The sequence below is a fragment of the Blastococcus sp. TF02A-26 genome, from assembly GCF_003319125.1.
Classification (GTDB): domain Bacteria; phylum Actinomycetota; class Actinomycetes; order Mycobacteriales; family Geodermatophilaceae; genus Trujillonella.
Genome location: NZ_QOHG01000016.1, coordinates 58375 through 82177 on the forward strand (window position 1 = coordinate 58375; position 23803 = coordinate 82177).

Below are 23803 nucleotides of genomic sequence, written 5' to 3' on the forward strand. Positions count from 1 at the left end.
CGTCGAGCCCCTCTCCCGCCCCGCGGGAGGGGGGCTCGTCGCATGTCGGGCCCCGTCGGGGCGCGTGGCCCCGACGCCGGCGGAGCTAGCGACGACCGGCGGTGGCCGAGCGGATGCCGACGAGCCGCCGGACGGCCCGCTCCAGGGCGTAGTCCGCACTGGCGGCGGCGCCCTTCACGTCGGCGTTGAGCTCAGCGGTCACCGCGACCGCCTGCTGGAGCCCGTCGATGCTCCAGCCGCGCGCCTGGGAGCTGGCCTTGTCGACCTTCCAGAACGGCATCCCGAGGGTCCGCGCCAGGTCGCCGGACCGTGCGTTGACCGACTTCACCCGGGCGGCGGTGCGCACGCCGTCGGCGATCGCGTCGGCGATCAGCACGTGCGCGACCCCGCGGCCGAGCGCCCAGCGCAGCGTCTCGAGCGACCCGGTCATGTCGCCGAGCATCACCTTGTCGGCGACGGCGAACCCGTTGGCCTCGGCCTGTCCGCGGTAGAACCGGGCGACGGCGTCCACGTCGATCGTCCCGCCGAAGTCGGAGACGAGCTGGCTCGCTGCCGACGACAGGTCCCGCAGATCGTTGCCCACCGCCTCGAGCAGGGCGTTGGCGGCGTCGGCCGCGATGCGCCCCCCGGCGAGGCGGACCTCGTTGCGGATGAACGCCAGCCGGTCGCCGGTGGACTTGATCTTCGGGCACTCGTCGACGGCGGCCCCGGCGGCCTTGAAGGCCTTGAGCAGCGCCTCGTTGCGCTTCCCGCCGTGGTGCACGACGACCAGCGTCAGGTCGGGGTCGGCCTCCTTGGCGTAGCCGGTGAGCGCGTCGCAGAGGGCACCCGCGGCCTCGTGCACCCCGGTGACCACCACCAGCCGGTGACCCCCGAACAGCGAGGGGGCCAGCACGTCGGCCAGCTCGCCCAGGGGGAGCCCGGCTGCGGCCAGGTCGTGCTGCTCGACGTCGGGGTAGCGACCGAGGACCGCGGCCCGGACCGCCGACAGCGCCCGGCTGCGCAGCAGCTCCTCCTCGCCGACGACGACCCGCAGATGCGACGTCGGGGCGGGAGGTGCGGCGGCCACTCCGGCATGGTGTCACGGCGGTGCGACCGTTCCGGTGCACCGCTGCCATGGAGGGTCCGGGCGCCGACGGGCCGACCGCGGCCGACGCGTCCTCGACTCCACGGGGGACGACGGCCCACTCCTCCCCCGAGCCGGTGACCGCGACGTCCCCCGAGCGGTCGGTGCGGTAGACCCGCATGCCGTCCTGCTCCAGCCAGCCCAGCAGCCGGCGGGTCGGGTGGCCGTAGGTGTTGTCCGCGCCGACCGAGACGATCGCCACCCGGGCACCGCTCGCCGCGAGGAAGCCGGGGTCGTTGTCGGCGCTGCCGTGGTGCGGCACCTTCAGCACGTCGGCCCGCAGGTCCGGTCCGCGCCGCAGCAGCCGCTCCTCGGCCTGCGCGCTGAGGTCCCCGGTCAGGAGTATCCGCAGGCCGCGCACGGTCACCCGCGCGACGAGCGAGAGGTCGTTGGGCTCGGCGCTGCGGGTGGCGATCTCCGGCGCCGGAGCCAGCACCTCGATCGTGGCCGGACCGACCTGCCGCCGGTCGCCCGGGACGAGCACCTCCTGCCGGGCTCCCGCTCCCCGGATCGTCCTCGCCAGGTCGTCGGCGCGGTCGTCGGCCGGTGAGAGCGTGCCGGTCGCCACGGTCCCCACCTGCCGATCGCCGAGCGCGCCGTCCAACCCGCCGACGTGGTCGGCGTCCAGGTGGGACAGCAGGACGAGCGGGAGCCGGTCGATCCCCAGCCGGTCGAGGCAGCGGTCCACCGGGACCACCTCGGGGCCCGCGTCGACCAGGACCCCCTCCCCCGGCCCGGTGGGCACGACGAGGGCGTCGCCCTGGCCGACGTCGCACGCCACGAGAACGGCATCGGCCGGAGGCCAGCCGCGGGTCACCTGGCGGAGCGGCCAGCCGATCAGCACGACCCCCACGGCGACTGCCAGCATCAGGGCCCGCAGCCGCGGCCAGCGCCACAGGGCCAGCGCGACCGTGGCCAGCAGGCCGGTCAGGAGCAGCGCGCCGGTCGTGCCGGCGGGCCACGCGGTCACCGAGTCCGGCAGTCCGGCCGCCGATCGCGCCACGAGGACCAGCCACCGCACCGGCCAGCCGGCGAGCCAGGTGAGGCAGTCGGCCAGAGGTGCCGCCACTGGCCCGGCCACGGCCGCCAGCAGTCCGAGCACCGTGGCCGGCGGCACCGCCGGCGCGGCCAGCAGGTTGGCCGGCAGTGAGACGAGGCTGACGATCCCCGAGAGGCCGGCGACCAGTGGAGCGGTCGCCAGACCCGCCGCCGCGCTCACGGCGACCGCGTCGGCGAGCAGGCGGGGCCAGCCGCGGGTCCGCAGCCGCCGCGACCACCCCGGCGCCAGCAGCACGATCGCGGCGGTGGCCACCACCGACAGGGCGAAGCCTGCGTCCCGCGCCAGGCCCGGGTCGACGAGGAGGAGGACGACCACGGTCGCGGACAGCGCGGGCACCGCCGACCGCGACCGTCCCGAGGCCAGGGCGAGCAACGAGACGGCGCCCATGGCGGCGGCCCGGAGCACGCTCGCGGTCGGCCGGGCCAGGAGCACGAAGCCCACCAGCGCCACGACCGCCACCGCAGCCTGGACCCGGCGGTCGACGGCGCGACGGCGGAGCGGTGCCAGCACTCCGCTGAGGACGATGGCCACGTTGGCGCCGGAGACCGCGGTGAGGTGCGAGAGCCCCGAGCGCCGGAAGTCCTCGGTCAGCAGCGGGTCGAGGCCGCTGGTGTCGCCGACCACGAGTCCCGGGAGGAGCCCGGCGGCCGCCGGGTCCAGGGTCCGCTCCGCCGACGCCGTCAGGGCAGAGCGCAGGTCCCCCGCCGCACGCTGCACCCAGGGCGGTCCGCCCAGGAGCTCCGGCGGGCCGCGTACGGACACCCGGGCCACCACCCCCTCGGTGGGTTCCGCCGCACTCACCACGGCGCGGGTGCGCACCACCTGTCCCGGCAGCAGCTCGGCCCATCCGTCTGCGGGCGCGAAGACGACGACCGCGTCGTCGAGCGCGATCGATCCGGCTCCGCGGACCAGGCGCGTCGCCGTCGCCTCCACCACCACACGGGGCGGACCCGCGCCGGCGATCCGTCGAGGGTCTCCGTCCGTCTCCAGCTGCAGCACCACCGTGCCGTCCGAGGCCGTCAGGGGCGAGGCCTCCCGCGCCCACGACCGCGCCGCGGCACTGCCCGCCGTCAGCACCAGCGCCGCGGAGGCCGCGGCCACCAGCCGTGCCCGACCGGAGCTGCCGGTCCCGACGAGGAGACCGGCCGCTCCCGCTCCGCCCACGGCGAGGCCGGCGAGCAGCGGCCAGGACAGGAGAGGCGCCACGAGCGTCGTCGTCCAGACGACGGCGGCGGCCGGGGCCAGCCGCAGGTCCGTCCACGTCCACCGCCGGTCGGACCACCGGTCGACGCCGCTCACACCGCGACCAGGTGAACCAGCTCCTCGAAGGTCGCCGGACCGATGCCCGACACGTCCTCCAGCTGCTCGACCGCCGTGAACGGCCCGTTCTCCGTGCGGTGGTCGACGATGCGCTGGGCCAGCACCGGACCGATGCCGGGCAGGGCGTCCAGGTCGGCCGGGGTGGCGCTGTTGAGCAGCACCCTGCCGCCCGCGGCAGCGCCCGCGACCGCGGGCGGTGCTCCCGGCGCCGGAACGCCCACCGCGATCTGCTGCCCGTCGGTGACGACGGCCGCGAGGTTGACCGCTGCCGGATCCGCTCCGGGTGCGAGGCCGCCGGCTGCCGCGAGGGCGTCCGCGACCCGGGAGCCCTCGGGCAGGACCACCAGCCCCGGTCGGGCCACCTGTCCGACCACCGACACCGTGACGGTCGCAGCCGTCTCGGCCGCGGTGCCCACGGACGGGCTGGCCGGTGCCGACCGGCTCGTCCCACCGACGGACCCGCCGTCCACGGGCTCCGCCGCCGGTCGGCTGAGCCACGTCCAGCCGACGAGGATCAGCGCGCCGACCAGACCGGCCACGAGCAGGGCACGCACACCGGGGCGCCCCGGTGCCACCCGGACCGCCGGTCCGGGAGCCCGGTGCCGGCCGACACCCGCGGGGAGGGCCCCGTCCTCCTCCCCGGCGCCCTGCGGAGCGGCGGAGTCCGGCTCTCCGGAGCGCGTCGCGGGCGCCTCCCGCCGAGGGAGTGGGTCGCCGGGCTCCTCGTCCAGCGGGTCGTCGGGGAGCCAGCCGCCGCTCCCCTGCCCCTCGCTCAGCAGCGCCCGCAGGCGCGCCCGGATCAGGTCGGCGTCATCGGCACGGCGGGAGGAGAGGCGCACCCGGCGGACGCTAGGCAGCCCTCCCTGCTCCGTCGCATGTCCGGCCGCACCTGTGGACCGGCCTCCCGCCTGTGGACAGCGCTCCGGCTCCCGTCGTCCGACGGCGGCAGGGTCCGGCGCGTGCCGATCCTCTGTCCCGTGCGCCGCCTACGAGCTGCCGTCGCCCTCCTGCTCGCCGGCCGGCGACACCACGACCCCGACCGCGCCCGGGCCGACGTGCGCACCGATGGCCGCGCCGAGCTCGCTGACCACCGGATCGCCGGCCTCGGGCAGGGCCTGGCGCAGGTCGTCGGCGAGCTTCTGCGCACGCTCGGGCGCGGCCAGGTGGTGGACGGCGAGCTCGACCACCCGCCCGCCCGCCGTCTCCACCACGCGCTGCACCAGGCGGGCGAGGGCGCGAGCCGACGTGCGCACCTTCTCCAGGGGCACGACCTGCCCGTCGACCACGTGCAGGACGGGCTTCATCGCCAGCGCGGTGCCCAGCAGCGAGGCCGCCGCACCGATGCGGCCACCGCGACGCAGGTGCTCCAGGGTGTCGACCACGAAGAGCGTGCGCGTGCCGGCCGCCGTGCGGCGGGCGGCATCGGCCACCGCGCGGGCGTCCTCACCGCGGGCCGCCGCCCGGACGGCGGCGAGCACCGGGAAGCCGGTGCCCATGGCGGCCGAGCGGGAGTCGATGACGGTGACGAGGTGCTCGCCCACCTGAGCGGCGGCCAGCCGAGCGGCGTCCCAGGTGCCGGAGAGCTCGGACGAGAGGTGGATCGAGACGACGCGCTCGGCGCCACGGTCCAGGCACCGGCGGTAGGCCGCGATGAAGTCCCCGGGCGTCGGCCGGGAGGTGGAGACCTGCTGGCCGCGGGTGCCGAGCGCCCGGGCGACGTCGAGGGGCGAGATCTCGGTGCCCTCCCGGCCCGAGCGGCCGGCGAGGACGACGTACAGCGGCACCACCTCGATGCCGTGCTGCCGGACGAGGTCCTCGGGCAGGTACGCCGTGGAGTCGGTGACCACGGCGACGGACATCCCGCGAGGCTAGCCCGACCGGTGGCCGATCCCGCCGGACCGTTCCCCCCGACGGGTCAGGCGAGGGCGTCGGCGTCCTGGGGCGGTGGCGGCGCACCCTCCGGGGTGGCCCCGTCCAGGGACTCCCGGACCGCCGGCCGGGACCGTTTCGACGGCATGTCGCCGAGCGGCGACCAGTTGTGCCGCACCACCCGCCAGCGGGAGCCCTGCGGCACGACCTCGGTCCAGGCGCAGTTGCCCAGTGGTCCGAAGACGCGCCGGTGTTCCGGTCCCAGGTCGAGCAGGGCCTCGAGCAGCCGGCCGCTGGTGCCGCCGTGGGAGACGAGGACGGCGACCCGGGCCGGCGGGAGACCGGCGACCACCGACAGCGCGCGGGCGGCGACCGCTGCGGGCTCCTCCCCACCCCGATCGCGCACCGGCCGACCGGCCAGCCAGTCGGCGTACTGCTCGGGGTGCTGCGCGGCGACCTCGTCGCGCGTCAGGCCCTCCCAGCGGCCCAGACCGTGCTCACGCAGCCGGGCGTCGACCTCCAGCGGCAGCCCGAGCAGCCCGGTGAGCGCGGTCGCGGTCTGCACGGCCCGGTCCAGGTCGCTGGAGACGACGACGGTGTCGGCGGCGGTCAGTTCGAGCGCGGACACCAGGTGTCCCGCGGCGACGGCGGCCTGGTGGTGGCCCTCGTCGTCCAGCGGCGGGTCCAGCTGCCCCTGGAAGCGGCCCTCGGCGTTCCACGCGGTGCGCCCGTGCCGCCACAGGACCAGGCGCGACACCCGGGTGGGCGGATCGGGCGCGGCGCTCACCGGCCGGGAGCCAGGGGTTCCGCGGAGTCGGCGTCCTCGGCCGCCGCGGGGGCGTCCCGGTCGACGAAGGGGATGGTCGGGCAGTCCTTCCAGAGGCGCTCCAGGGCGTAATAGGCCCGCTCCTCGGCGTGCTGGACGTGGACCACGACGTCGACGAAGTCCAGCAGCACCCAGCGGGCCTCGGCCACCCCCTCACGCCGGACGGGCTTCACGCCGTGCTCGCGCAGACGCTCCTCGACCTCGTCGACGATGGCCTGCACCTGCCGCTCGCTGGGCGCGGACGCCAGCACGAAGGCGTCGGTGATGGCCAGCCGGTCGCTGACGTCGACGATGGAGACATCGGTGGCGAGCTTGTCCGCGGCGGCCTGGGCGGCCAGCTGAGCGGTCTCCCGGGCCTCGACCGAGGCGGTCATCGGGGTACCTCCTGGGGATCGGTGGCCGGCGGTCCGCCGGCCGGAGTGGCGGCAGGGGCGCCGCCGGGGTGGGGCCGTCCGTCGGGGGACGGGCCCGGGGCCGCGGGTGCCCGACCGTCGCCGGCCCCGAGCCGGGCCGGCGGGGACGAGCGGTAGAGCCCGCGCTTCTCGATGTACTGCACGACGCCGTCGGGGACGAGGTACCAGATCGGCATGCCCCGCCCGACCCGCTCGCGGCAGTCGGTGGAGCTGATCGCCAGCGCCGGGACCTCGACCAGGCTCACCGTGCCCTGCGGGAGGTGCGTGTCCTCCAGCTGGAAGCCGGGCCGGGTCACGCCGATGAAGTGGGCCAGCTCCAGGAACCGGTCGCTGTCGCGCCAGCCGAGGATCTGGGCCAGCGCGTCGGCTCCGGTGATGAAGAACAGCTCGGCGTCGGGACGCTGGGCCTGGAGGTCGGTGAGCGTGTCGACCGTGTACGTGGGACCACCGCGGTCGACGTCGACCCGGCTCACCGAGAAGCGCGGATTGGAGGCGGTGGCGATGACCGTCATCAGGTAGCGGTCCTCGGCCGGGCTGACCACGCGGTCGCTCTTCTGCCAGGGCTGACCCGTCGGCACGAACACGACCTCGTCGAGTCCGAAGAGACCGGCGACCTCGCTGGCGGCCACGAGGTGACCGTGGTGGATGGGGTCGAACGTCCCACCCATGACACCGATCCGACCACCCGCCACCGATCGAGCCTAACCGGGTTCCGCCAGGTGCCATCCCGGAGGCGGGACAGGCCACCCGGACGAGGCGACCAGGGCCGTGCGTGGAACGGAGGGAGAGGCGCCCGGGGCCGGCCACTGGGGCCGGCCCCGGGCGGGGCGCCGAGATCCTCCCGGCCGGGGACAGGTGCTCCGCGTGACCGGCTCCCCCGTGCAGCCGGTCACCGCCGGACCGTCGCCCCGAGGGACTGCCGGTCCGGCACCGGGACGAGCCCGGCACCCGCGCTGGACCAACGGGGACGAGCGGTTCCGGTTACGGCGCATCCGGCGTGTCGCGGTCGCTGTGGCGGAGGTCGCATGCCGGTGCCACCAACGGGGGTCGCCAGGTCGACGTGTCGCCACATCGACCTGTCGCCGTCTCGAGGGGTCGCCATCTCGACGGGTCGACCCGTCCCCGGGTCGCCTCGTCGACGCGGCGGTCGCGCCGGAGCACGCGGCGGCCGGTCAGAGGGTCGTGACGAAGTCCGCCAGCTGGGCGGCGTTGCGGCACTCGACCATGTCCACGACCTCGGCGTACTTCAGCGCCGCCGAGTCCCCGCTCCCCCACAGCCGGCGGGGTTCGGGGTTGAGCCAGTGCGCCGACCGGGACCGCTGCACGAGATCGGCGAGCACCGGCAGGCCCGGCGGGCGGTAGTTGGTCCGGCCGTCGCCGAGCACCATCAGGGACGTCTTCGGGCCCACGACCGTCGGCCAGCGGTCGGCGAAGACCTCCAGCGCGTTGCCGTAGTCGCTGTGCCCCTCGAAGGCGACGACATCGGCCTCCCGGCCGATCCGGCGGACCGCGTCGGCGACATCGGCACCCGGCGAGAAGAACCGCGTCACCTCGTCGGTGGAGTCGACGAACGCGAACGCCCGCACCCCCGAGAAGTGCTCGCGCAGCGCCTGGGTCAGCATCAGCGTGAAGTGGCTGAACCCCGCCACCGAGCCGCTGATGTCGCAGAGCACGACCAGCTCGGGCTTGTGGATCTTCCGCGGGCGGTGGTGGGTCACGACCGGCACCCCGCCGGTACCCAGCGACGCCCGGACGGTCTTGCGGAAGTCCAGCCGCCCCTCGCGGCCCATCCGGCGGCGCGCCGACAGCCGCACGGCCAGCCGGCGGGCCAGCGGCGCCACCATCCGCCGCAGCTCGGCCAGGTCGCCCTGCTGCGCCCGGAGGAAGTCCATCTGGTCGGCCAGCGGCTTCACCGCGCTCTTGGCGATGCGGTCGCGGCCGCGCTCGTCGGCCTGCCGACGCCGGACCTCGGTGTCGACGGCGTCCTTGAAGCTCTTCAGCCGCTCCCGGATCTCGCCGCGGGCCACCTGCTCGGCCATCCCGCCCCGCTCACCGCCGGCCAGCAGCCCCTCGAGCAGCGAGGACACCAGGGAGTCCGGCGACAGGGCACGCATCACCCGGTAGCTGAACCACGACTGCCCGGACGGGGACGGCGCCGTCTGCCCCAACAGGGCAACCGCCCGGCGGGCGAAGCGGGCCAGCTCCTCCTCGTCCCCCTCGGCCAGCAGCCGGGCCAGCTCCTCGCGCAGCCGCTGCGCGGGGTCCAGCTCCCCCTCGCCGTCCGGGGCGTCGAGGGTGACCGCCTCGGAGCCGTCCGTGTCCCCGTCGGCGTCGACGGCGGCCGGCCGGTCGCCCAGCGGCCACCACAGGTCGAACAGCGTGTCGTAGATCTGCCGCTGGTTGCCGCGCTGCAGCAGCACCGCCGCCAGCCCGTGCCGCAACTGCTCCCGGTCGAGCAGGTCCACCACGGTCAGGATCTCGGCGGCGTCGACGGCCTGGCTGATGCCGACCGGGATGCCGGCGTCCCGGATCGCCCGCACGAACCCGTCGAGGTGACCGGCCAGCCCGCCCGGGGCGGCCGGGCCGGCTGCGGGAGCCGCAGGCTGCGCGGCCGGCATCGCCATCAGTTCAGCCGCAGCTCGGCCGCGGCCCGCTCCTGGTCGCTGGCGTGCTTGAGCACCACGCCGAGCGTCTCGCCGATCGCGGTCTCGTCGAGGGTGTCCAGGCCGAGCTCCAGCAGCGTCTGCGCCCAGTCGAGGGTCTCGGAGATCGACGGCGACTTCTTCAGCTCCAGCGCCCGCAGCGCCCGGATGGTCCGCACCAGCTGCTCGGCCAGACCCGGCGCGAGGTCGGGCACCCGCGACAGCACGATCTCCCGCTCCCGCTCGGCGCTCGGGTAGTCCAGCGACAGGTACAGGCACCGGCGCTTGAGCGCCTCGGACAGCTCCCGGGTGGCGTTCGAGGTGAGGACGACGGTCGGCCGGCGGGTGGCCACCACCGTGCCGAGCTCGGGGATCGTCACCTGGAAGTCGCTGAGCACCTCCAGCAGCAGGCCCTCGACCTCGACGTCGGCCTTGTCGGTCTCGTCGATGAGCAGCACGGTCGGCTCGGTCCGCCGGATCGCGGTGAGCAGCGGCCGCGACAGCAGGAACTCCTCGCCGAAGATGTCGTCGTGGACGCTGTGCCAGTCCGCGCCGTCCGCCGAGGCCTGCGACGCCTGGATCCGCAGCAGCTGCTTCTTGTAGTTCCACTCGTAGAGCGCCCGCGCCTCGTCGAGGCCCTCGTAGCACTGCAGCCGGATCAGCTCGGCGTCCGTGGCGGCGGCCAGCGCCTTGGCCAGCTCGGTCTTGCCGGTGCCGGCCGGGCCCTCCACCAGCAGCGGCTTGCCCAGCCGGTCGGCGAGGAAGACGGTCGTGGCGATCTGCTTGTCCGTCAGGTAGCCCGCCGCCGACAGCCGCTTGGCGACGTCGGAGACCGAGGAGAACTGCGGGAGCTGCGTCGGCGGGCGGGGCATGGTTCTCCAAACGGGGAGGGACGTCAGCGGGTGTGACCGTCTCCGGTGACGACGTAGGTGGTCGAGGTCAGCTCCGGCAGGCCGAGCGGGCCGCGGGCGTGGAGCTTCTGCGTGGAGATGCCGATCTCGGCGCCGAAGCCGAACTCGCCGCCGTCGGTGAACCGGGTCGAGGCGTTCACCATGACGGCCGCGGCGTCCACGCCGGCGGTGAACTCGGCGATGGCCCGGGCGGAGTCGGCGACGATCGCCTCGGTGTGCCCGCTCCCCCACTGCGCGATGTGCTCCAGCGCCTGGGGCAGGTCGTCGACGACGCGCACCGCCATGTCCATCGACAGGTACTCGGTGGCCCAGTCCTCGTCGGTCGCCGGGACGACGACCGTGCCCTCGGCGGACCGGACGGCGTCGTCGTCCCCGTGCAGCGCGACGCCGGCCTGACCGAGGGCGGACAGCAGCCGCGGCAGCGCCGGGAAGTCCCGGTGCACCAGGAGCGTCTCCGCGGAGTTGCACACGCTGACCCGGTGGGTCTTGGAGTTCAGCACGATCGCCTCGGCCATCGCCGGGTCGGCCGAGGCGTCGACGTACACGTGCACGTTGCCGACGCCGGTCTCGATCACCGGCACCGTGGCCTCCATGACGACCCGCTGGATGAGCGAGGCGCCGCCGCGCGGGATCACCACGTCGACGAAACCGCGGGCGCTGAGCAGCTCCCCGACCGAGGCCCGCTCGGCGGGCAGCAGCTCGATCGACCCGGCCGGCAGCCCGGCCTTCTCCGCGGCCTCGGTGAGGACGGCGACCAGCGCGGTGTTGGTGCCGAAGGCCGACGCCGACCCCCGCAGCAGGGCCGCGTTGCCGCTCTTCAGGCACAGACCCGCGGCGTCCACGGTCACGTTGGGCCGCGCCTCGTAGACGATCCCGACCACCCCGAAGGGCACCCGGACCTGACGCAGCTGCAGGCCGTTGGGCAGCCGGGACCCGCGGACGACGTCCCCGACCGGGTCGGGCAGCGCGACCAGCTCGAGCAGCGCCCCGGCCACGCCGGCGACCCGTCCGGCGTCGAGCCGCAGCCGGTCGAGCACGGACTCCGGGGTGCCCTGGGCCGCCGCGGCGGCGACGTCGGCGGCGTTCGCGGCCAGGATCTCGTCGGTGCGCTCGACCAGCGCGTCGGCCATCGCGGAGAGAGCGGCGTCCTTGACGTCGGTCGGCAGCGTGCGCAGCACCCGGGAGGCGGCGCGGGCACGCAGTGCGGCGGCCCCGATCAGCGGCAGGGAGGCGACGTCGGACACGCCCGCGAGGGTAGCGCGGGGGATCCTCAGCCCGGACCGCTCAACGCCAGGGGTCGGTGACCTCACGCAACCGGGTGAGCGCCTCCCGCAGCGCGCGGGTGGACTCCTCCCCCAGGTGCGCGGTCCACTCCGCCTCCACCTCGACCTCCACCCGGCGGGCGACGGCGACGGCGGCCCGTCCGCGCTCGGCGAAGCACACCAGACGGGCCCGGCCGTCGGTCGGATCGGGGACCCGGCGGACGTACCCCGCCTTCTCCAGCTGCTCGACCAGGAAGCCCGCCGTCTGCTTGGTGACCTGCGCCTGCGCCGCCAGGTCGGTCAGCCTGGTGCCGTCCTCGCCGATCCGCGCGGCGATCCGGCCCTGGGCCAGGGTGATGTCGTCGAAGCCGGCCTCGTTGAGCGCGGCCAGCACGCGCGACTCCAGGGCCCGGTAGGGGAAGAAGCAGAGCAGTCCCAGGTTGGGCTCGACGGTCACGCGCACCTCTTGACGATGGTCAGTTTCCCTGATGAGACTGTCAGTCTAACTGACGACCTGGGGGCAGCCATGGACGTGGAGACGATCTGGCGGACGATCGACGCCGAGCGCGCGAGCCTGGCCGGCCTCGTCGAGGACCTGGCGCCGAGCGAATGGGAGACCCCGTCGCTGTGCGAGGCCTGGCGGGTGGGCGACGTCGCCACCCATCTCACCCAGGCGCACATGGGTCTGTGGGACGCCGCCGTGGCCGGGATCCGGGCCGGCGGCAGCTTCGACCGCATGATCCGCGACTCGGCGCTGCGGGCGCGAGGGCGGTCACCGCAGGAGTGCGCCGCCCGGCTGCGCGCGATGGTGGGCTCCCGCCGGATGGCGCCGTTCCTCCGGCCGGTCCAGCCGCTGCTCGACGTCCTCGTGCACGGGCAGGACATCGCCGTCCCGCTGGGCCGGACGCGGCCCATGCCGCCGGAGGCCTCCGCGGCCGCGGCGCGAGCGGCCTGGGCGACGAGCTTCCCGTTCGGCGCCCGCCGCCGGCTCGCCGGCTACCGGCTGATCGCGGACGACGCCGACCTCACCCTCGGCGAGGGTCCGGCGCCGGCCCACGGCCCTGCCGGCGCCGTCCTGCTCCTGCTGACGGGGCGGACGGCGACGGCCCTGCAGCGTCTCGAGGGTGACGGCGCGCTCGAGCTCGCGGCGGCGACCGGCCGCCGCGACGGCACGAGGAGGACGACATGACCTGGGGCGTGGTGGAGGACGTCCGCGGCCTGCCGATCGAGGTCTACGACGCCGCACACCGGGAGCTGCTGCGGCGGAGCGGCGGCACCGTGGAGGGCCTGCTCGTGCATGTGGCCCGGCGGACCGACGACGGCGTCCAGGTGATCGAGGTGTGGCGGTCGCAGGAGGACCACGAGCGCGCCGGCCGCGAGATCGTCGGGCCGGTGCTGGCCGGGGTCCTTGCCGGCGCCTCGCCGCCCAGGGCCGTCGTCACCCCGTTCGAGGTCAGGGGGCTGGTCCTCCCGGCCGCCGGGGTCACGATCTGACCGCCCCTCAGTTGAGCGCTCGCGTCCCGGGCGGGAGGGTGCCGCCGGCGACCAGCTCGGCCGTGGCGTCCTGCAGCGCGGTGAGCGCGACCCGCTGGGTGAACGGCCCGGTCGAGACCCGGGCCACCCCGAGCTCCTGGAGCTCACGCACCGGCAGCGAGGCGCCCGGCACGCTGATCAGCGACAGCTTCCCGCGGCCGAGGCCCTCGACCACCGCCGCGATCTCCTCCCGGTCGACCAGCCGCGGCACGAAGACGACCGGGGCGCCGGCCTCGAGGTAGGCCCGGCCGCGGCGCACGGCCTCGGCGACCAGCTCGCCGCGGTCGGCCCCCTCGGGAGCGAGGAGGAAGGCGTCCGTGCGGGCGTTGAGCACGAAGTCGATGCTGGCGTCCCGCCCCGCCCGGAGCACCGCCTCGACCGCGGCGACCGCCTCGTCGAGCGGCTTCATCTGGTCCTCGAGATTGCCGCCGACCGCGCCCGCGGCGATGGCCAGCCGGGTGGTCTCCCCCGGGTCGCCGTAGCCGGCCTCCATGTCCAGGCTCACCGGCAGGTCGACGGCCGAGGTGATGAGCTCGAGCATGTCCAGGTGCAGCGCCAGCGGGATGTTCTCGCCGTCCTCGTAGCCGAAGGTCGCGGCGATGCTGTGGCTGGCCGTGGCCAGGGCACGGACCCCGTCGGTGGCGGCGACCACGCGCGCGGAGACGACGTCCCACACGTTGGCGAGGACCAGGATCTCCGGCGCGGAGTGCAGGTCGAGCAGCGTGCGGGCGCGGGCGGCGAGGTCGGTCACCCGGCGACGGTAGCGAGCCCCGCGGCGGTCAGCGCGAGTTGAGCGCCCGGAACGCCGCCTTGCGGGCGTCCCCGGTCAGCCGGTCGAGGAAGACCTTGCCGTCGAGGTGGTCGACCTCGTGCTGCAGGCAGCGGGCCATCAGCCCGCTGCCGGCGATCCGCACCGGCTCCCCGTGCACGTCGAACCCCTCGACGACGGCGTGCATGGCCCGCACCGTCGGCGCCCAGATGCCGGGGACCGACAGGCACCCCTCGTCGCCGTCCTGCTTCTCCTCCGACAGCTCGACCAGGCGCGGGTTCACCACGTGGCCGATGACGCCGTCGATGTTGTAGCTGAACGCGCGGGCGCCGACCCCGATCTGCGGAGCCGCCAGCCCGGCGCGACCCGGGTGGTCGACGGTCTCCTCGAGGTCCTTGATGAGGGCGGCGAGCTCGCGGTCGAAGGCGCGCACCGGGTCGGACGGGGTGCGCAGCACCGGGTCACCGAGCTCGCGGATCGGGCGGATCGTCACGCGCTGCAGTCTCTCAGGAGCCGGAGCGGCGCCCGACGAGCACCATCTCGTCGCGGTGCACGACCTCGCGGCGGTACTCCGGCTCGAGGTCGCCGGTCTTGCGGCCGAACAGCGCCGGCAGCTCCGCGGCGTCGTAGGCGACGAGCCCGCGGGCCACCACGACGCCGTCCGGCCCGACCAGCTCGACCGGGTCGTCGGCGAGGAACTCGCCCGTGGCCCCGGTGATGCCGGCGGCCAGCAGAGAGGCGTTGCGCTCGCGCACCGCCCGCACCGCGCCCTCGTCCAGCACCAGCCGGCCGCGGGGCCGGCTGGCGTAGCGCAGCCAGAACTGCCGGGCCGACGGTCGACGCCCGGTGGGCCGGAACATCGTGCCCACCCGCTCGCCGGCCAGCGCGGCGGCGACCTGCACCGTCGAGGTGACCACGACCGGGACCCCGGCACCCGCGGCGATCTGCGCCGCCTCGACCTTGGTGGCCATGCCGCCGGTGCCCACCCCGTTGCGCGAGGCGGAGCCGAGCTGCACGCCGGCCAGGTCGTCGGGGTCGGCCACGGTGTCGATCAGCTGGGCGGGCCCGCTGCGGGGATCGCCGTCGTAGACACCGTCGACGTCGGACAGCAGCAGCAGCGCGTCGGCCTGGGCCACGTGCGCGACCAGCGCCGCGAGCCGGTCGTTGTCGCCGAACCGGATCTCCTCGGTGGCGACCGTGTCGTTCTCGTTGACGATCGGCAGCACCCCGAGGGTGAGCAGCCGGTCCACGGTCCGGTGCGCATTGCGGTAGTGGCTGCGCCGGGTCAGGTCGTCGGCGGTCAGCAGCACCTGCCCGACGGTGACCCCGTGCCGGTCGAACGCGTCGGCGTAGGTCTGCACCAGGCGGAGCTGGCCCACGCTGGCCGCGGCCTGCGCGGTGGCCAGGTCGCGGGGCCGGCCCTCGACGCCCAGCGGGGCGAGCCCGGCGGCGATCGCGCCGGAGGAGACCAGCACGACCTCGCGGCCGGCGGTACGGACGGCGCCCAGCACGTCGACCAGCGCGGTCAGCTTGTCGGTGTCCAGGCCACCGGGCAGCGTCGTCAGCGAGGAGGACCCGACCTTGACCACCACCCGGCGGGCGCCGGCGATCTCCGGCCGGGTCGTCACGCGTCGTCCCCGGGCAGGTCGTCGTCGGACCACGTCTCGGTGAGCTCGTAGGGCACCCGGCGGGCCTTCTTGGCGGCCAGGCGCTCGGCGGCGCGCACCCGGTGCGGCGCGTCGATGCGCGCGTCGGTGCCCCGCCCGCCGAGGCCGGCGGTCTCCTCGACCGACAGCGTCCCGGCGGGCAGCGTCGGCACGAAGTCGAAGCTGACGTCGCCGATGGTGACCGGGTCCCCCTCGACGGCGCCGGCCTTCTCGAGCGCGTCCTCCACGCCGAGCCGGTTGAGCCGGTCGGCGAGGAAGCCGACGGCCTCGTCGTTGGTGAAGTCCGTCTGCCGCACCCAGCGCTCGGGCTTGACGCCGCGCACGACGAAACCGCCGTACTCCGGGTCCGGCTCGACGGTGAAGCCGGTGTCGTCGACCGCGCGGGGGGTCAGCGTCACCCGGACCGGCTCGGGCTCCGGCAGCGAGGCCCGGTGCTCCTCGACCGCGGCGGCCAGCGCGAAGCCGAGCTCGGGCAGCCCCTCCCCCGTCACGGCGCTGATCGGGAAGACCTGCAGCCCGCGCTCCTCCAGGGTGGCGCGGACGAGGTCGACGAGCTCGCGGGCGTCGGGGACGTCGATCTTGTTGAGGACGGCGATCCGCAGCCGCCCCACGAGGTCGATCTCCTCGCCCGAGTACTCCGCGAGTTCGTGCTCGAGGGCCTCGATGTCGCTCTCCGGGTCGCGGCCGGGCTCCATCGTCGCCATGTCGACGACGTGCACCAGGACGGCGCAGCGCTCGATGTGGCGGAGGAACTCCAGGCCCAGCCCCTTGCCGGCCGAGGCGCCGGGGATGAGGCCGGGGACGTCGGCCATCGTGAAGCTGACGTCGCCGGCGCGGATCACGCCGAGGTTCGGGACCAGCGTCGTGAAGGGGTAGTCGGCGATCTTCGGCCGTGCCGCGGACATGGCGGCGATCAGCGAGGACTTGCCCGCCGAGGGGAACCCCACCAGCCCGACGTCGGCGATGCTCTTGAGCTCGATGACGATGTCGAGCGCCTCGCCGGGCTCGCCGAGCAGCGCGAAGCCGGGGGCCTTGCGCCGGGTGTTGGCCAGGGCGGCGTTGCCCAGCCCGCCCTTCCCGCCGTGGGCGACGACGACGCGGGTGCCGACGCCGACGAGGTCGGCCAGGACCTCGCCGTCGGGGGTGCTGACGACGCTGCCCGGGGGGACGCGCAGCACGCGCTCCTCGCCGCGGGCGCCGTGCCGGTTGCTGCCCTCGCCGGGGCGGCCGTTGCCGGCCTTGTGGTGCGGGCGGTGGTGGAAGTCCAGCAGCGTGTGCACGTTGGGGTCGACCTCGAGGACGACGTCGCCCCCGTTGCCGCCGTTGCCCCCGTCGGGACCGCCGAGCGGCTTGAACTTCTCGCGGTGGATCGAGGCCACGCCGTGCCCGCCGTTGCCGGCGGAGACGTGGACGACCACGCGGTCGACGAAAGAGGCCATGCCCGCGCCGCCTCCTCTATCTGTCTGTCAAGCGCCACGAGCGCACGGGCCGTCGGCCCGTGCGCTCGTGAGCGTCAGCTGAGAGTGCGTCAGGCCTCGACGGCCGTGATCGACACCGTCTTGCGGCCGCGGCGGGTGCCGAAGGTGACCGAGCCCGGCTCCAGGGCGAACAGCGTGTCGTCGCCACCGCGACCGACACCCAGGCCCGGGTGGAAGTGGGTGCCGCGCTGGCGGACGATGATCTCGCCGGCCTTGACGACCTGGCCGCCGAAGCGCTTCACGCCGAGGCGCTGCGCGTTCGAGTCGCGGCCGTTGCGGGAGGACGAGGCGCCCTTCTTGTGTGCCATGTCGTCGTCAGCCCTTCGTGATGTCGCGGACGACCACGTCGGTCAGCGGCTGACGGTGCCCCTGGCGCTTGTGGTAGCCGGTCTTGTTCTTGAACTTGTGGATGCGGATCTTCGGGCCCTTGCCGTGGCCGACGATCTCGCCGGTCACCGTGACGCCGGCCAGCGCGGCCCCGTCGGTGGTGACGGTGTCGCCGTCGACGAGCAGGATCGCGGGCAGCGCGACCGTGTCGCCCGCCTCACCGACCAGGCGGTTGACCGTGAAACGGTCACCGACGGCCACCTTGTGCTGCCGGCCACCGGCCTTGACGACTGCGTACACCACTGACTCCTCGATCGCCTGCTCGTGTCTGTCCTGGGCGCACCACCGCGCGGAGCGTGGGGTGCGGGACGGGCTGCGCGCGCCTCCTCGGCGGCACCGGGGACCGGTGCGCTGCCTGGCGGTGCAACCCGACCAGCGTACCCGAGCCGCCGGGACCGGGTCGAACGCGGTCCCGGCGGCTCGGCCCGCTACGACGCCGGCGGTCCGGCAGGCCGGCTGGCCGCCCGGCGGCGGCGCGGGCGGGTGCCCTCGACCACCGCGGGCGCGGCCGGCTCGTCGGGCCCGGCCGCGGCGGGGACGTCGTCCTCGTCGGGCGCGTCCTCGGGCTCCTCGACCGCGGGAGCAGCCGCTGCGGGCTCGACGGCCGGCTCGGCGACCGTCTCGGCGACGGGCACCGCGGCGACCGGGGCGGCCACGGCCGACTCCGGCCGGGCGACCGGCATGGGGGGCACGACCGGCGCCGGAGCGACGGCCTCGGCCGGCGCCTCCGTCGGCTGCTCGGCGGGCACCTCGGGGGCGATCCCGGGCGCGTCGGACGGCGTGCCGTCCTCCGACACGGGCTCCTCCGCCGGGCCCTCGTCGTCGCCGGTGGCCGGAGCGGTCCCGGCGAGCACCGCGGCGTCCTCGGCGGCGCGCTCCTCGCCGGACTGGCCGCGGTTGCGCCGGCCACGGTTGCGCCGCCCGCCGGATCGGGGCTCGCCGCCGTCGGCCGGGGTCTCCTCCGCCGTCTCCTCGGGGGCCGTCTCGGCCGGCGCCTCGCGGCGCTCGGACCGGTTCTGGTCCCGGGAGTCCTTGCTGCCGTTGCCGTTCTGGTCCTTGCCGCCGCTCCCGGCGTCCCGGCGTCCGCCGCCGTTGCCGGAGCCGCTGCCGCCACCGTTGCCCGAGCCACCGCCCGAGCCGTTGCCGCCGCGGCGCTTCTCGTCCACCGGGTCGGTGTGCACGAGGATCCCGCGGCCGCGGCAGTGCTCGCACGGCTCGCTGAACACCTCGAGCAGGCCCTGGCCGACCCGCTTGCGCGTCATCTGCACCAGACCCAGCGAGGTCACCTCGGCCACCTGGTGCTTGGTGCGGTCGCGACCCAGGCACTCGGTGAGCCGGCGGAGCACGAGCTCGCGGTTGCTCTCCAGGACCATGTCGATGAAGTCGATGACGATGATCCCGCCGATGTCGCGCAGCCGGAGCTGGCGGACGATCTCCTCCGCCGCCTCCATGTTGTTGCGCGTCACCGTCTGCTCGAGGTTGCCCCCGGAGCCGACGAACTTGCCGGTGTTGACGTCGACGACCGTCATCGCCTCGGTGCGGTCGATGACCAGCGAGCCGCCCGACGGCAGCCACACCTTCCGGTCCAGCGCCTTGGCCAGCTGCTCGTCGATGCGCTTGTCGCGGAAGACGTCGCCCTCGCCGGTGTAGCGCGACAGCCGGCCGACCAGCTCCGGGGAGACGTGCGCGACGTAGGCCTCGACGGTGTCCCAGGCGTCGTCGCCCTGGACGACCAGCGAGGAGAAGTCCTCGTTGAAGACGTCGCGGATGACGCGGATGGCGAGGTCGGGCTCCCCGTAGAGCAGCGTCGGCGCGTTGGAGGAGGTCTCGGCCTTCTTCTGGATGACGTCCCACTGCGCCTGCAGCCGGTTGACGTCGCGGGTGAGCTCCTCCTCCGAGGCGCCCTCCGCGGCGGTCCGGATGATCACGCCGGCGTCGTCCGGGACGATCTTCTTGAGGATGTCCTTGAGCCGCTGCCGCTCGGTGTCGGGCAGCTTGCGGCTGATCCCGGTCATGGAGCCGCCGGGCACGTAGACCAGGAAGCGACCGGGCAGGTTGATCTGCTGGGTGAGCCGCGCGCCCTTGTGCCCGATCGGGTCCTTGGTGACCTGCACCAGGACCTTGTCGCCGGACTTCATCGCGGTCTCGATGGAGCGCTGCTTGCCCGACAGGCCGGCGGCGTCCCAGTTGACCTCACCGGCGTACAGGACGGCGTTGCGCCCCTTGCCGATGTCGACGAACGCCGCCTCCATGCTGGGCAGCACGTTCTGCACGCGGCCCAGGTAGACGTTGCCGGCGAACGAGGTGGCCGAGGCCTGGGTGACGTAGTGCTCGACGAGGACGTCGTCCTCGAGGACGGCGATCTGCGTCCGCTCGCCGCGCTGGCGGATGACCATGGCGCGGTCGACGGCCTCGCGGCGGGCGAGGAACTCCGACTCGGTGAGGATCGGCGCGCGCCGGCGGCCGGTGTCGCGGCCGTCGCGCCGCCGCTGCCGCTTGGCCTCCAGGCGGGTGGAGCCGGAGACGCCCTTGACGTCGTCGTCGCTGGTGGTCCGGCCGTTGCGGCCGGCCCGCTCGGGGCGGTCGGCGTCGTCGGGGCCGGAGTCCCCGGCGTCCCCGCTGCTGCCGCGGCGGCGCCGCCGACGGCGCCGGCGGGTGCTCGACCCGGCCTCGCCCTCGTCGGAGTCGCCGTCCTCGCCGTCGCCGGTCTCCTCGGCGTCGTCCGATGCGTCGTCGGAGGAGTCGTCGTCCTCGTCGTCGCGGCGCTGCTCGTCGGCGTCCTCGGTCGCGTCGTCGTCCTCACCGCTGCGCCCGCGGCCACGGCCACGGCGGCCGCGGCGGCGCCGGCGGCTGCCGGCGCCGGAGTCGTCCCGGTCCTCGCCGTCGGTGGCGTCGTCGGCCTCGTCGGCGCCGTCGGTGTCGTCCTCGTCGGCCGAGGTGTCGGAGGAGGTGTCCCCGCCGCCGTTCCCGCCTCCACCGCTGCGGCGCCGGGAGCGGCTGCGGCGCGACCGCGGGGCCGGGGTCTCCTCGACGTCGTCGTCCTCGTCGTCGTCGTCGAAGGCGCGGCCGGCGGTGTCCTCGGCCTCCTCCGGGGACTCGGCGAGCGGACGGCGGCTGCGCCGCCGCGGGGCCGGGGCGTCGGCCTCGGCCGGGGCCACGAAGCTGATGAACGCCGGGACGGCCGGCGGCGCGGGCGGGGCCGGCTCGACCGAGTCGGGGTCGGCGGCGGCCACCGGGCGGGTGGCGCGGCGGCGCGGCCGGGCGATCACCGCGGTCGGCTCCGGGGAGCTGAACTGCGCCCCGAAGCGGGAGACCGGCTCCGGGTCGGGCTCGGGCTCGGGGTCCTCGGGGGGCAGCTCGGACGCGCCGGGCGCCACCGCGGCGACGGCCTCGTCCTCCTCGTCCTCCAGTGCCGCCGCGGGCTCCGCGGCCTGACCGGCGATGCCGGGGGCGGGAGCGGCGTCGGCCGGCTGCTCGTCGGCGGTGGGCGCCGCCGGGGTCTCCTCGGTGGTCGAGGTGGTGTCGTCGTCCTGGTCGGCCACGAAGGGCTCGCCTCCTGTGTGGTGCCCCCGGGCGCCGATACGGCGGCCGCGCAGGGGCACGGGTTGGGCGGGTCGGACGTCCCCACGGATCTGACGCGGAGCGTCCGTCCTGCAAAGTCTGTGGACGGCTCCCGCGCGACGGTTGCCGCGGCGGGGAGCCGGTGGTGCGGTGGTGCGGGGTGCGGTGGTGCTGGCTCTCGGGTGCGTCACGCCTGGCAGCCGTGTCGCGCGACGGCGCGGGCGCTCTGCGACTCAGACGGTCGCGTGCTCCCCCTGGCAGTGGGTGCTCGCGAGCCGGTCGGGCCCGAGCGGGTCGGCCACGGTCCCGGTGTCGTCGAGCCGGCCCTGCGCCTCACGCACGGCCCGGGGGGGCGACGGCGGGCGCAGGTCGGCGACGGCAGCCAGGGCGGCCACCACGTCGTCTGGTCGAACAGCGGGCGTCACCTGCCGGACGACCACGGTCAGTATGGCACAGCCCACCTCCCCGCCGACGGTCGCAGCGGCCACGGCCGCCCGGGCGTCGACGTCCTTGAGGCCGCTCTTGGTGCGCCGCTCGACAGTCACGACGTCGCGGGCGAGGAACGCGGCGACGGCCGAGCCGAGCTCCGCGGGCTCCACGCCGGGGAGCTCCAGCCGCCACACCGAGGCGTCGATCCGCTCGGCCAGGCCACCGGTCCCCTCCCGCGCCGCCACGCAGTCGACGACGTCGATGCCGGGCGGCAGCGCGGCGTCCAGGGCGGCCCGGACGGCGTCGGGGTCGCACGGCCGGGTCACCCCGATCTCGAGGTACTCGGCCTCGCTGGCGGCCCCGGTCGGCGCGGCCCCCACGTAGCTGATCTTGGGGTGCGGGCTGAAGCCGGCGGAGAACGCCATGGGCACCTGGGCACGGCGCAGCGCCCGCTCCAGGGCCCGCGCGAGGTCCCGGTGCGAGGCGAAGCGCAGCGGTCCGCGCTTGGTGTAGCGCAGCCGCAGCTTCTGGACGGTCGGCGGCGGGGGCGGCCCGTCGGGCTGGCGGGCCACCCTCAGCCCCCGACGACGGTCAGCGGCAGCAGGCTGCGCCCGGTCGGCCCGATCTGGATCTCGGTGCCGTTGGTCGGGCAGACGCCGCAGTCGTAGCAGGGGGTCCAGCGGCAGTCGCTGACCTCCTCCTCGTTCAGCGCCTCCTGCCAGTCCTCCCAGAGCCACTCCTTGTCCAGCCCGGAGTCCAGGTGGTCCCAGGGCAGGACCTCGTGCTCGGTGCGCTCACGGGTGGTGAACCAGTCGAGGTCGACGCCGAACGGCGCGAGCTCCTCGGCCGCGGCCGCCGTCCACCGGTCGTAGGAGAAGTGCTCGCTCCAGCCGTCGAACTTGCCGCCGTCGCGCCAGACCCGCTCGATGACCCGGCCGACGCGACGGTCGCCGCGGGAGAGCAGTCCCTCGATCACGCCGGGCTTGCCGTCGTGGTACCGCATGCCGATGGAGCGGCCGATCCGCCGGTCGGCGTTGATGGCCTGGCGCAGGACCCTCAACCGGTGGTCGATGGTCTCGGCGCTGGCCTGCGCGGCCCACTGGAACGGCGTGTGCGGCTTGGGCACGAAGCCGCCGATGGAGACGGTGCAGCGGATGTCCTTGCGGCCGCTGGCCTCGCGCCCGGCGCGGATGACCTCGGTGGCGAGCTCGGCGATCTCGAGCACGTCCTCGTCGGTCTCCGTGGGGAGCCCGCACATGAAGTAAAGCTTCACCTGCGTCCAGCCGTTGGCGTACGCGGTGGTGACCGTGCGGACGAGGTCCTCCTTGGACACCGTCTTGTTGATCACCCGGCGGATCCGCTCGCTGCCGCCCTCGGGGGCGAAGGTGAGGCCGCTGCGCCGTCCGTTGCGGGACAGCTCGTTGGCCAGCGTGACGTTGAAGGCGTCGACGCGGGTGCTCGGCAGGGACAGGCCGGTGTTGCTGCCCTCGTAGCGGTCGGCGAGCTCCTTGGCCAGCTGGCCGATCTCGGAGTGGTCGGCGCTGGACAGCGACAGCAACCCGACCTCCTGGTACCCGGTGGCCTTGAGCCCCTGGTCGACCATCGAGCCGATGCCGGTGATCGTCCGCTCGCGGACCGGGCGGGTGATCATCCCGGCCTGGCAGAAGCGGCAGCCGCGGGTGCAGCCACGGAAGATCTCCACGCTCATCCGCTCGTGCACGCTCTCGGCGAGCGGCACCAACGGGGTCTTCGGGTACGGCCACTCGTCGAGGTCCATGACGGTGCGCTTGCCGACCCGTGCCGGGACGTCGTCCCGGGTGCGGGCGACCGAGGCGATGGTGCCGTCGGGGCCGTAGGAGACGGCGTAGAAGCGGGGCACGTAGACGCCGTCGACGCGGGCGAGGCGGGCCAGGAGCTCGACGCGACCGCCGGGGCGGCCCTGCTCCTTCCACGCCTTCACGACGTCGGTGATGTCGCCGACGGCCTGCTCGCCGTCACCGAGGACGGCGCAGTCGACGAAGTCGGCGACCGGCTCGGGGTTGAACGCGGCGTGCCCGCCGGCGACGACGACGGGGTGCGTCTCGTCGCGGTCGACGGCGTGGATCGGCACGCCGGCGAGGTCGAGGGCCTCGAGCAGGTTCGTGTAGCCGAGCTCGGTGGCGAAGCTGACGCCGAGCAGGTCGAAGTCGGCGACGGCGCGGTGGCTGTCGACGGTGAACTGGCCGACGCCGGCCTCGCGCATGAGGGCGGCGAGGTCGGGCCAGACGGCGTAGGTGCGCTCGGCCAGGGCGTCCGGGCGCTCGTTGAGCACCTCGTAGAGGATCATGAGGCCCTGGTTGGGCAGCCCCACCTCGTAGGCGTCGGGGTACATCAGGGCCCAGTGGACGGGGACGTCCTCCCAGGGCTTCACCTGGGCGTTGAGCTCACCGCCGACGTACTGGATGGGCTTCTGGACCTGGGCCAGCAGGGGCTCCAGGCGCGGGTACAGCGTCTCACCAGTCATGACCCGTCCAGGGTAGACGCCGGCTCGCTCCCCCTCCCCCCTCGACG

The 23803-nt window shown here is 75.2% G+C and carries 21 protein-coding genes and 1 pseudogene; 2 read left to right on the plus strand and 20 right to left on the minus strand.

All coding sequences use genetic code 11. The features are described 5' to 3' along the window. Window positions 1-85: 85 nt before the first annotated feature. The 11 genes and pseudogenes from holA to DQ240_RS17300 all read right to left on the minus strand — a co-directional run bounded on the left by holA (window position 86) and on the right by DQ240_RS17300 (window position 11886). Window positions 86-1069, minus strand: a complete 984-nt coding sequence (gene holA, locus DQ240_RS24090; protein ID WP_233498794.1) for a DNA polymerase III subunit delta — start codon at window positions 1067-1069, stop codon at window positions 86-88. A gap of 307 nt (window positions 1070-1376) precedes the next feature. Further along, a pseudogene (locus DQ240_RS24095) lies at window positions 1377-3485 on the minus strand (ComEC/Rec2 family competence protein); the annotation flags it as partial. Continuing rightward, the gene (locus DQ240_RS17260; RefSeq protein ID WP_113840857.1) at window positions 3482-4345 is read right to left on the minus strand and encodes a ComEA family DNA-binding protein; all 864 of its coding nucleotides are present in this window, start codon (window positions 4343-4345) and stop codon (window positions 3482-3484) included. The pseudogene DQ240_RS24095 and the gene DQ240_RS17260, both read right to left, overlap by 4 nt. A 147-nt stretch (window positions 4346-4492) precedes the next feature. Next, window positions 4493-5365 carry a DegV family protein gene (locus tag DQ240_RS17265; RefSeq protein ID WP_113840858.1) on the minus strand — a complete coding sequence of 291 codons (873 nt, stop codon included), beginning with the start codon at window positions 5363-5365 and terminating at the stop codon, window positions 4493-4495. Window positions 5366-5421: 56 nt separating this feature from the next. Further along, window positions 5422-6162, minus strand: a complete 741-nt coding sequence (locus DQ240_RS17270) for a histidine phosphatase family protein (protein WP_113840859.1) — start codon at window positions 6160-6162, stop codon at window positions 5422-5424. Next, the gene (gene rsfS / locus DQ240_RS17275; RefSeq protein ID WP_113840860.1) at window positions 6159-6575 is read right to left on the minus strand and encodes a ribosome silencing factor; all 417 of its coding nucleotides are present in this window, start codon (window positions 6573-6575) and stop codon (window positions 6159-6161) included. The genes DQ240_RS17270 and rsfS overlap by 4 nt, the downstream gene beginning before the upstream one ends. After that, complete coding sequence (gene nadD, locus DQ240_RS17280; protein WP_233498795.1) at window positions 6572-7306, minus strand: nicotinate-nucleotide adenylyltransferase; 735 nt, start codon at window positions 7304-7306, stop codon at window positions 6572-6574. The genes rsfS and nadD overlap by 4 nt, the downstream gene beginning before the upstream one ends. Before the next feature lie 480 nt (window positions 7307-7786). Next, a complete protein-coding gene (locus DQ240_RS17285; protein ID WP_113840904.1) occupies window positions 7787-9232 on the minus strand; it encodes a VWA domain-containing protein in 1446 nt (481 codons plus the stop codon). Between the two features lie 5 nt (window positions 9233-9237). Continuing rightward, window positions 9238-10128: a MoxR family ATPase gene (locus DQ240_RS17290; RefSeq protein WP_113840862.1), complete on the minus strand. Its 891-nt coding sequence runs from the start codon at window positions 10126-10128 to the stop codon at window positions 9238-9240. Window positions 10129-10151: 23 nt separating this feature from the next. Continuing rightward, window positions 10152-11411 carry a glutamate-5-semialdehyde dehydrogenase gene (locus DQ240_RS17295; protein ID WP_113840863.1) on the minus strand — a complete coding sequence of 420 codons (1260 nt, stop codon included), beginning with the start codon at window positions 11409-11411 and terminating at the stop codon, window positions 10152-10154. A 40-nt stretch (window positions 11412-11451) separates the two neighbouring features. Further along, window positions 11452-11886 carry a MarR family winged helix-turn-helix transcriptional regulator gene (locus tag DQ240_RS17300; RefSeq protein WP_113840864.1) on the minus strand — a complete coding sequence of 145 codons (435 nt, stop codon included), beginning with the start codon at window positions 11884-11886 and terminating at the stop codon, window positions 11452-11454. Between the two features lie 69 nt (window positions 11887-11955). Between DQ240_RS17300 and DQ240_RS17305 the strand changes: the two genes are divergently transcribed. Further along, the gene (locus DQ240_RS17305) at window positions 11956-12618 is read left to right on the plus strand and encodes a maleylpyruvate isomerase family mycothiol-dependent enzyme (protein ID WP_113840865.1); all 663 of its coding nucleotides are present in this window, start codon (window positions 11956-11958) and stop codon (window positions 12616-12618) included. Next, entirely contained in the window at window positions 12615-12923 is a 309-nt protein-coding gene (locus DQ240_RS17310; RefSeq protein WP_113840866.1) for a hypothetical protein, read from the plus strand. The genes DQ240_RS17305 and DQ240_RS17310 overlap by 4 nt, the downstream gene beginning before the upstream one ends. 7 nt (window positions 12924-12930) lie before the next feature. Here DQ240_RS17310 and DQ240_RS17315 read toward each other — a convergent pair whose 3' ends face one another. From DQ240_RS17315 to DQ240_RS17355, 9 genes are all read right to left on the minus strand, one after another. Next, window positions 12931-13713, minus strand: a complete 783-nt coding sequence (locus DQ240_RS17315; RefSeq protein WP_113840867.1) for an isocitrate lyase/phosphoenolpyruvate mutase family protein — start codon at window positions 13711-13713, stop codon at window positions 12931-12933. A 28-nt stretch (window positions 13714-13741) separates the two neighbouring features. Next, window positions 13742-14224 carry a peptide deformylase gene (gene def / locus DQ240_RS17320; protein WP_113840868.1) on the minus strand — a complete coding sequence of 161 codons (483 nt, stop codon included), beginning with the start codon at window positions 14222-14224 and terminating at the stop codon, window positions 13742-13744. 13 nt (window positions 14225-14237) lie between these two features. Continuing rightward, entirely contained in the window at window positions 14238-15359 is a 1122-nt protein-coding gene (gene proB, locus DQ240_RS17325; RefSeq protein WP_199589373.1) for a glutamate 5-kinase, read from the minus strand. Continuing rightward, window positions 15356-16837, minus strand: a complete 1482-nt coding sequence (gene obgE, locus DQ240_RS17330; RefSeq protein WP_113840869.1) for a GTPase ObgE — start codon at window positions 16835-16837, stop codon at window positions 15356-15358. Before obgE ends, proB begins: the two co-directional genes overlap by 4 nt. 89 nt (window positions 16838-16926) lie before the next feature. Continuing rightward, on the minus strand, window positions 16927-17184 hold the full coding sequence (gene rpmA / locus DQ240_RS17335) for a 50S ribosomal protein L27 (protein WP_113840870.1): 258 nt from the start codon (window positions 17182-17184) through the stop codon (window positions 16927-16929). A gap of 7 nt (window positions 17185-17191) precedes the next feature. Beyond that, a complete protein-coding gene (gene rplU / locus DQ240_RS17340) occupies window positions 17192-17503 on the minus strand; it encodes a 50S ribosomal protein L21 (RefSeq protein WP_113840871.1) in 312 nt (103 codons plus the stop codon). A 188-nt stretch (window positions 17504-17691) separates the two neighbouring features. Continuing rightward, a complete protein-coding gene (locus DQ240_RS17345) occupies window positions 17692-20805 on the minus strand; it encodes an Rne/Rng family ribonuclease (protein ID WP_113840872.1) in 3114 nt (1037 codons plus the stop codon). 252 nt (window positions 20806-21057) lie between these two features. After that, window positions 21058-21825 (minus strand): TIGR03936 family radical SAM-associated protein, encoded by a 768-nt coding sequence (locus tag DQ240_RS17350; RefSeq protein ID WP_113840873.1) that lies wholly within the window; start codon window positions 21823-21825, stop codon window positions 21058-21060. A gap of 2 nt (window positions 21826-21827) precedes the next feature. Continuing rightward, window positions 21828-23756: a TIGR03960 family B12-binding radical SAM protein gene (locus DQ240_RS17355; RefSeq protein ID WP_113840874.1), complete on the minus strand. Its 1929-nt coding sequence runs from the start codon at window positions 23754-23756 to the stop codon at window positions 21828-21830. Between the last annotated feature and the right edge of the window lie 47 nt (window positions 23757-23803).

Coding starts and splice junctions, on each gene's coding strand:
- DQ240_RS17290 (WP_113840862.1), bottom strand. CDS start 10,128: ATGCCCCGCCCGCCGACGCAGCTCCCGCAGTTCTCCTCGGTCTCCGAC.
- obgE (WP_113840869.1), bottom strand. CDS start 16,837: ATGGCCTCTTTCGTCGACCGCGTGGTCGTCCACGTCTCCGCCGGCAAC.
- DQ240_RS17355 (WP_113840874.1), bottom strand. CDS start 23,756: ATGACTGGTGAGACGCTGTACCCGCGCCTGGAGCCCCTGCTGGCCCAG.
- DQ240_RS17310 (WP_113840866.1), top strand. CDS start 12,615: ATGACCTGGGGCGTGGTGGAGGACGTCCGCGGCCTGCCGATCGAGGTC.
- DQ240_RS17285 (WP_113840904.1), bottom strand. CDS start 9,232: ATGCCGGCCGCGCAGCCTGCGGCTCCCGCAGCCGGCCCGGCCGCCCCG.
- rpmA (WP_113840870.1), bottom strand. CDS start 17,184: ATGGCACACAAGAAGGGCGCCTCGTCCTCCCGCAACGGCCGCGACTCG.
- DQ240_RS17305 (WP_113840865.1), top strand. CDS start 11,956: ATGGACGTGGAGACGATCTGGCGGACGATCGACGCCGAGCGCGCGAGC.
- DQ240_RS17265 (WP_113840858.1), bottom strand. CDS start 5,365: ATGTCCGTCGCCGTGGTCACCGACTCCACGGCGTACCTGCCCGAGGAC.
- rsfS (WP_113840860.1), bottom strand. CDS start 6,575: ATGACCGCCTCGGTCGAGGCCCGGGAGACCGCTCAGCTGGCCGCCCAG.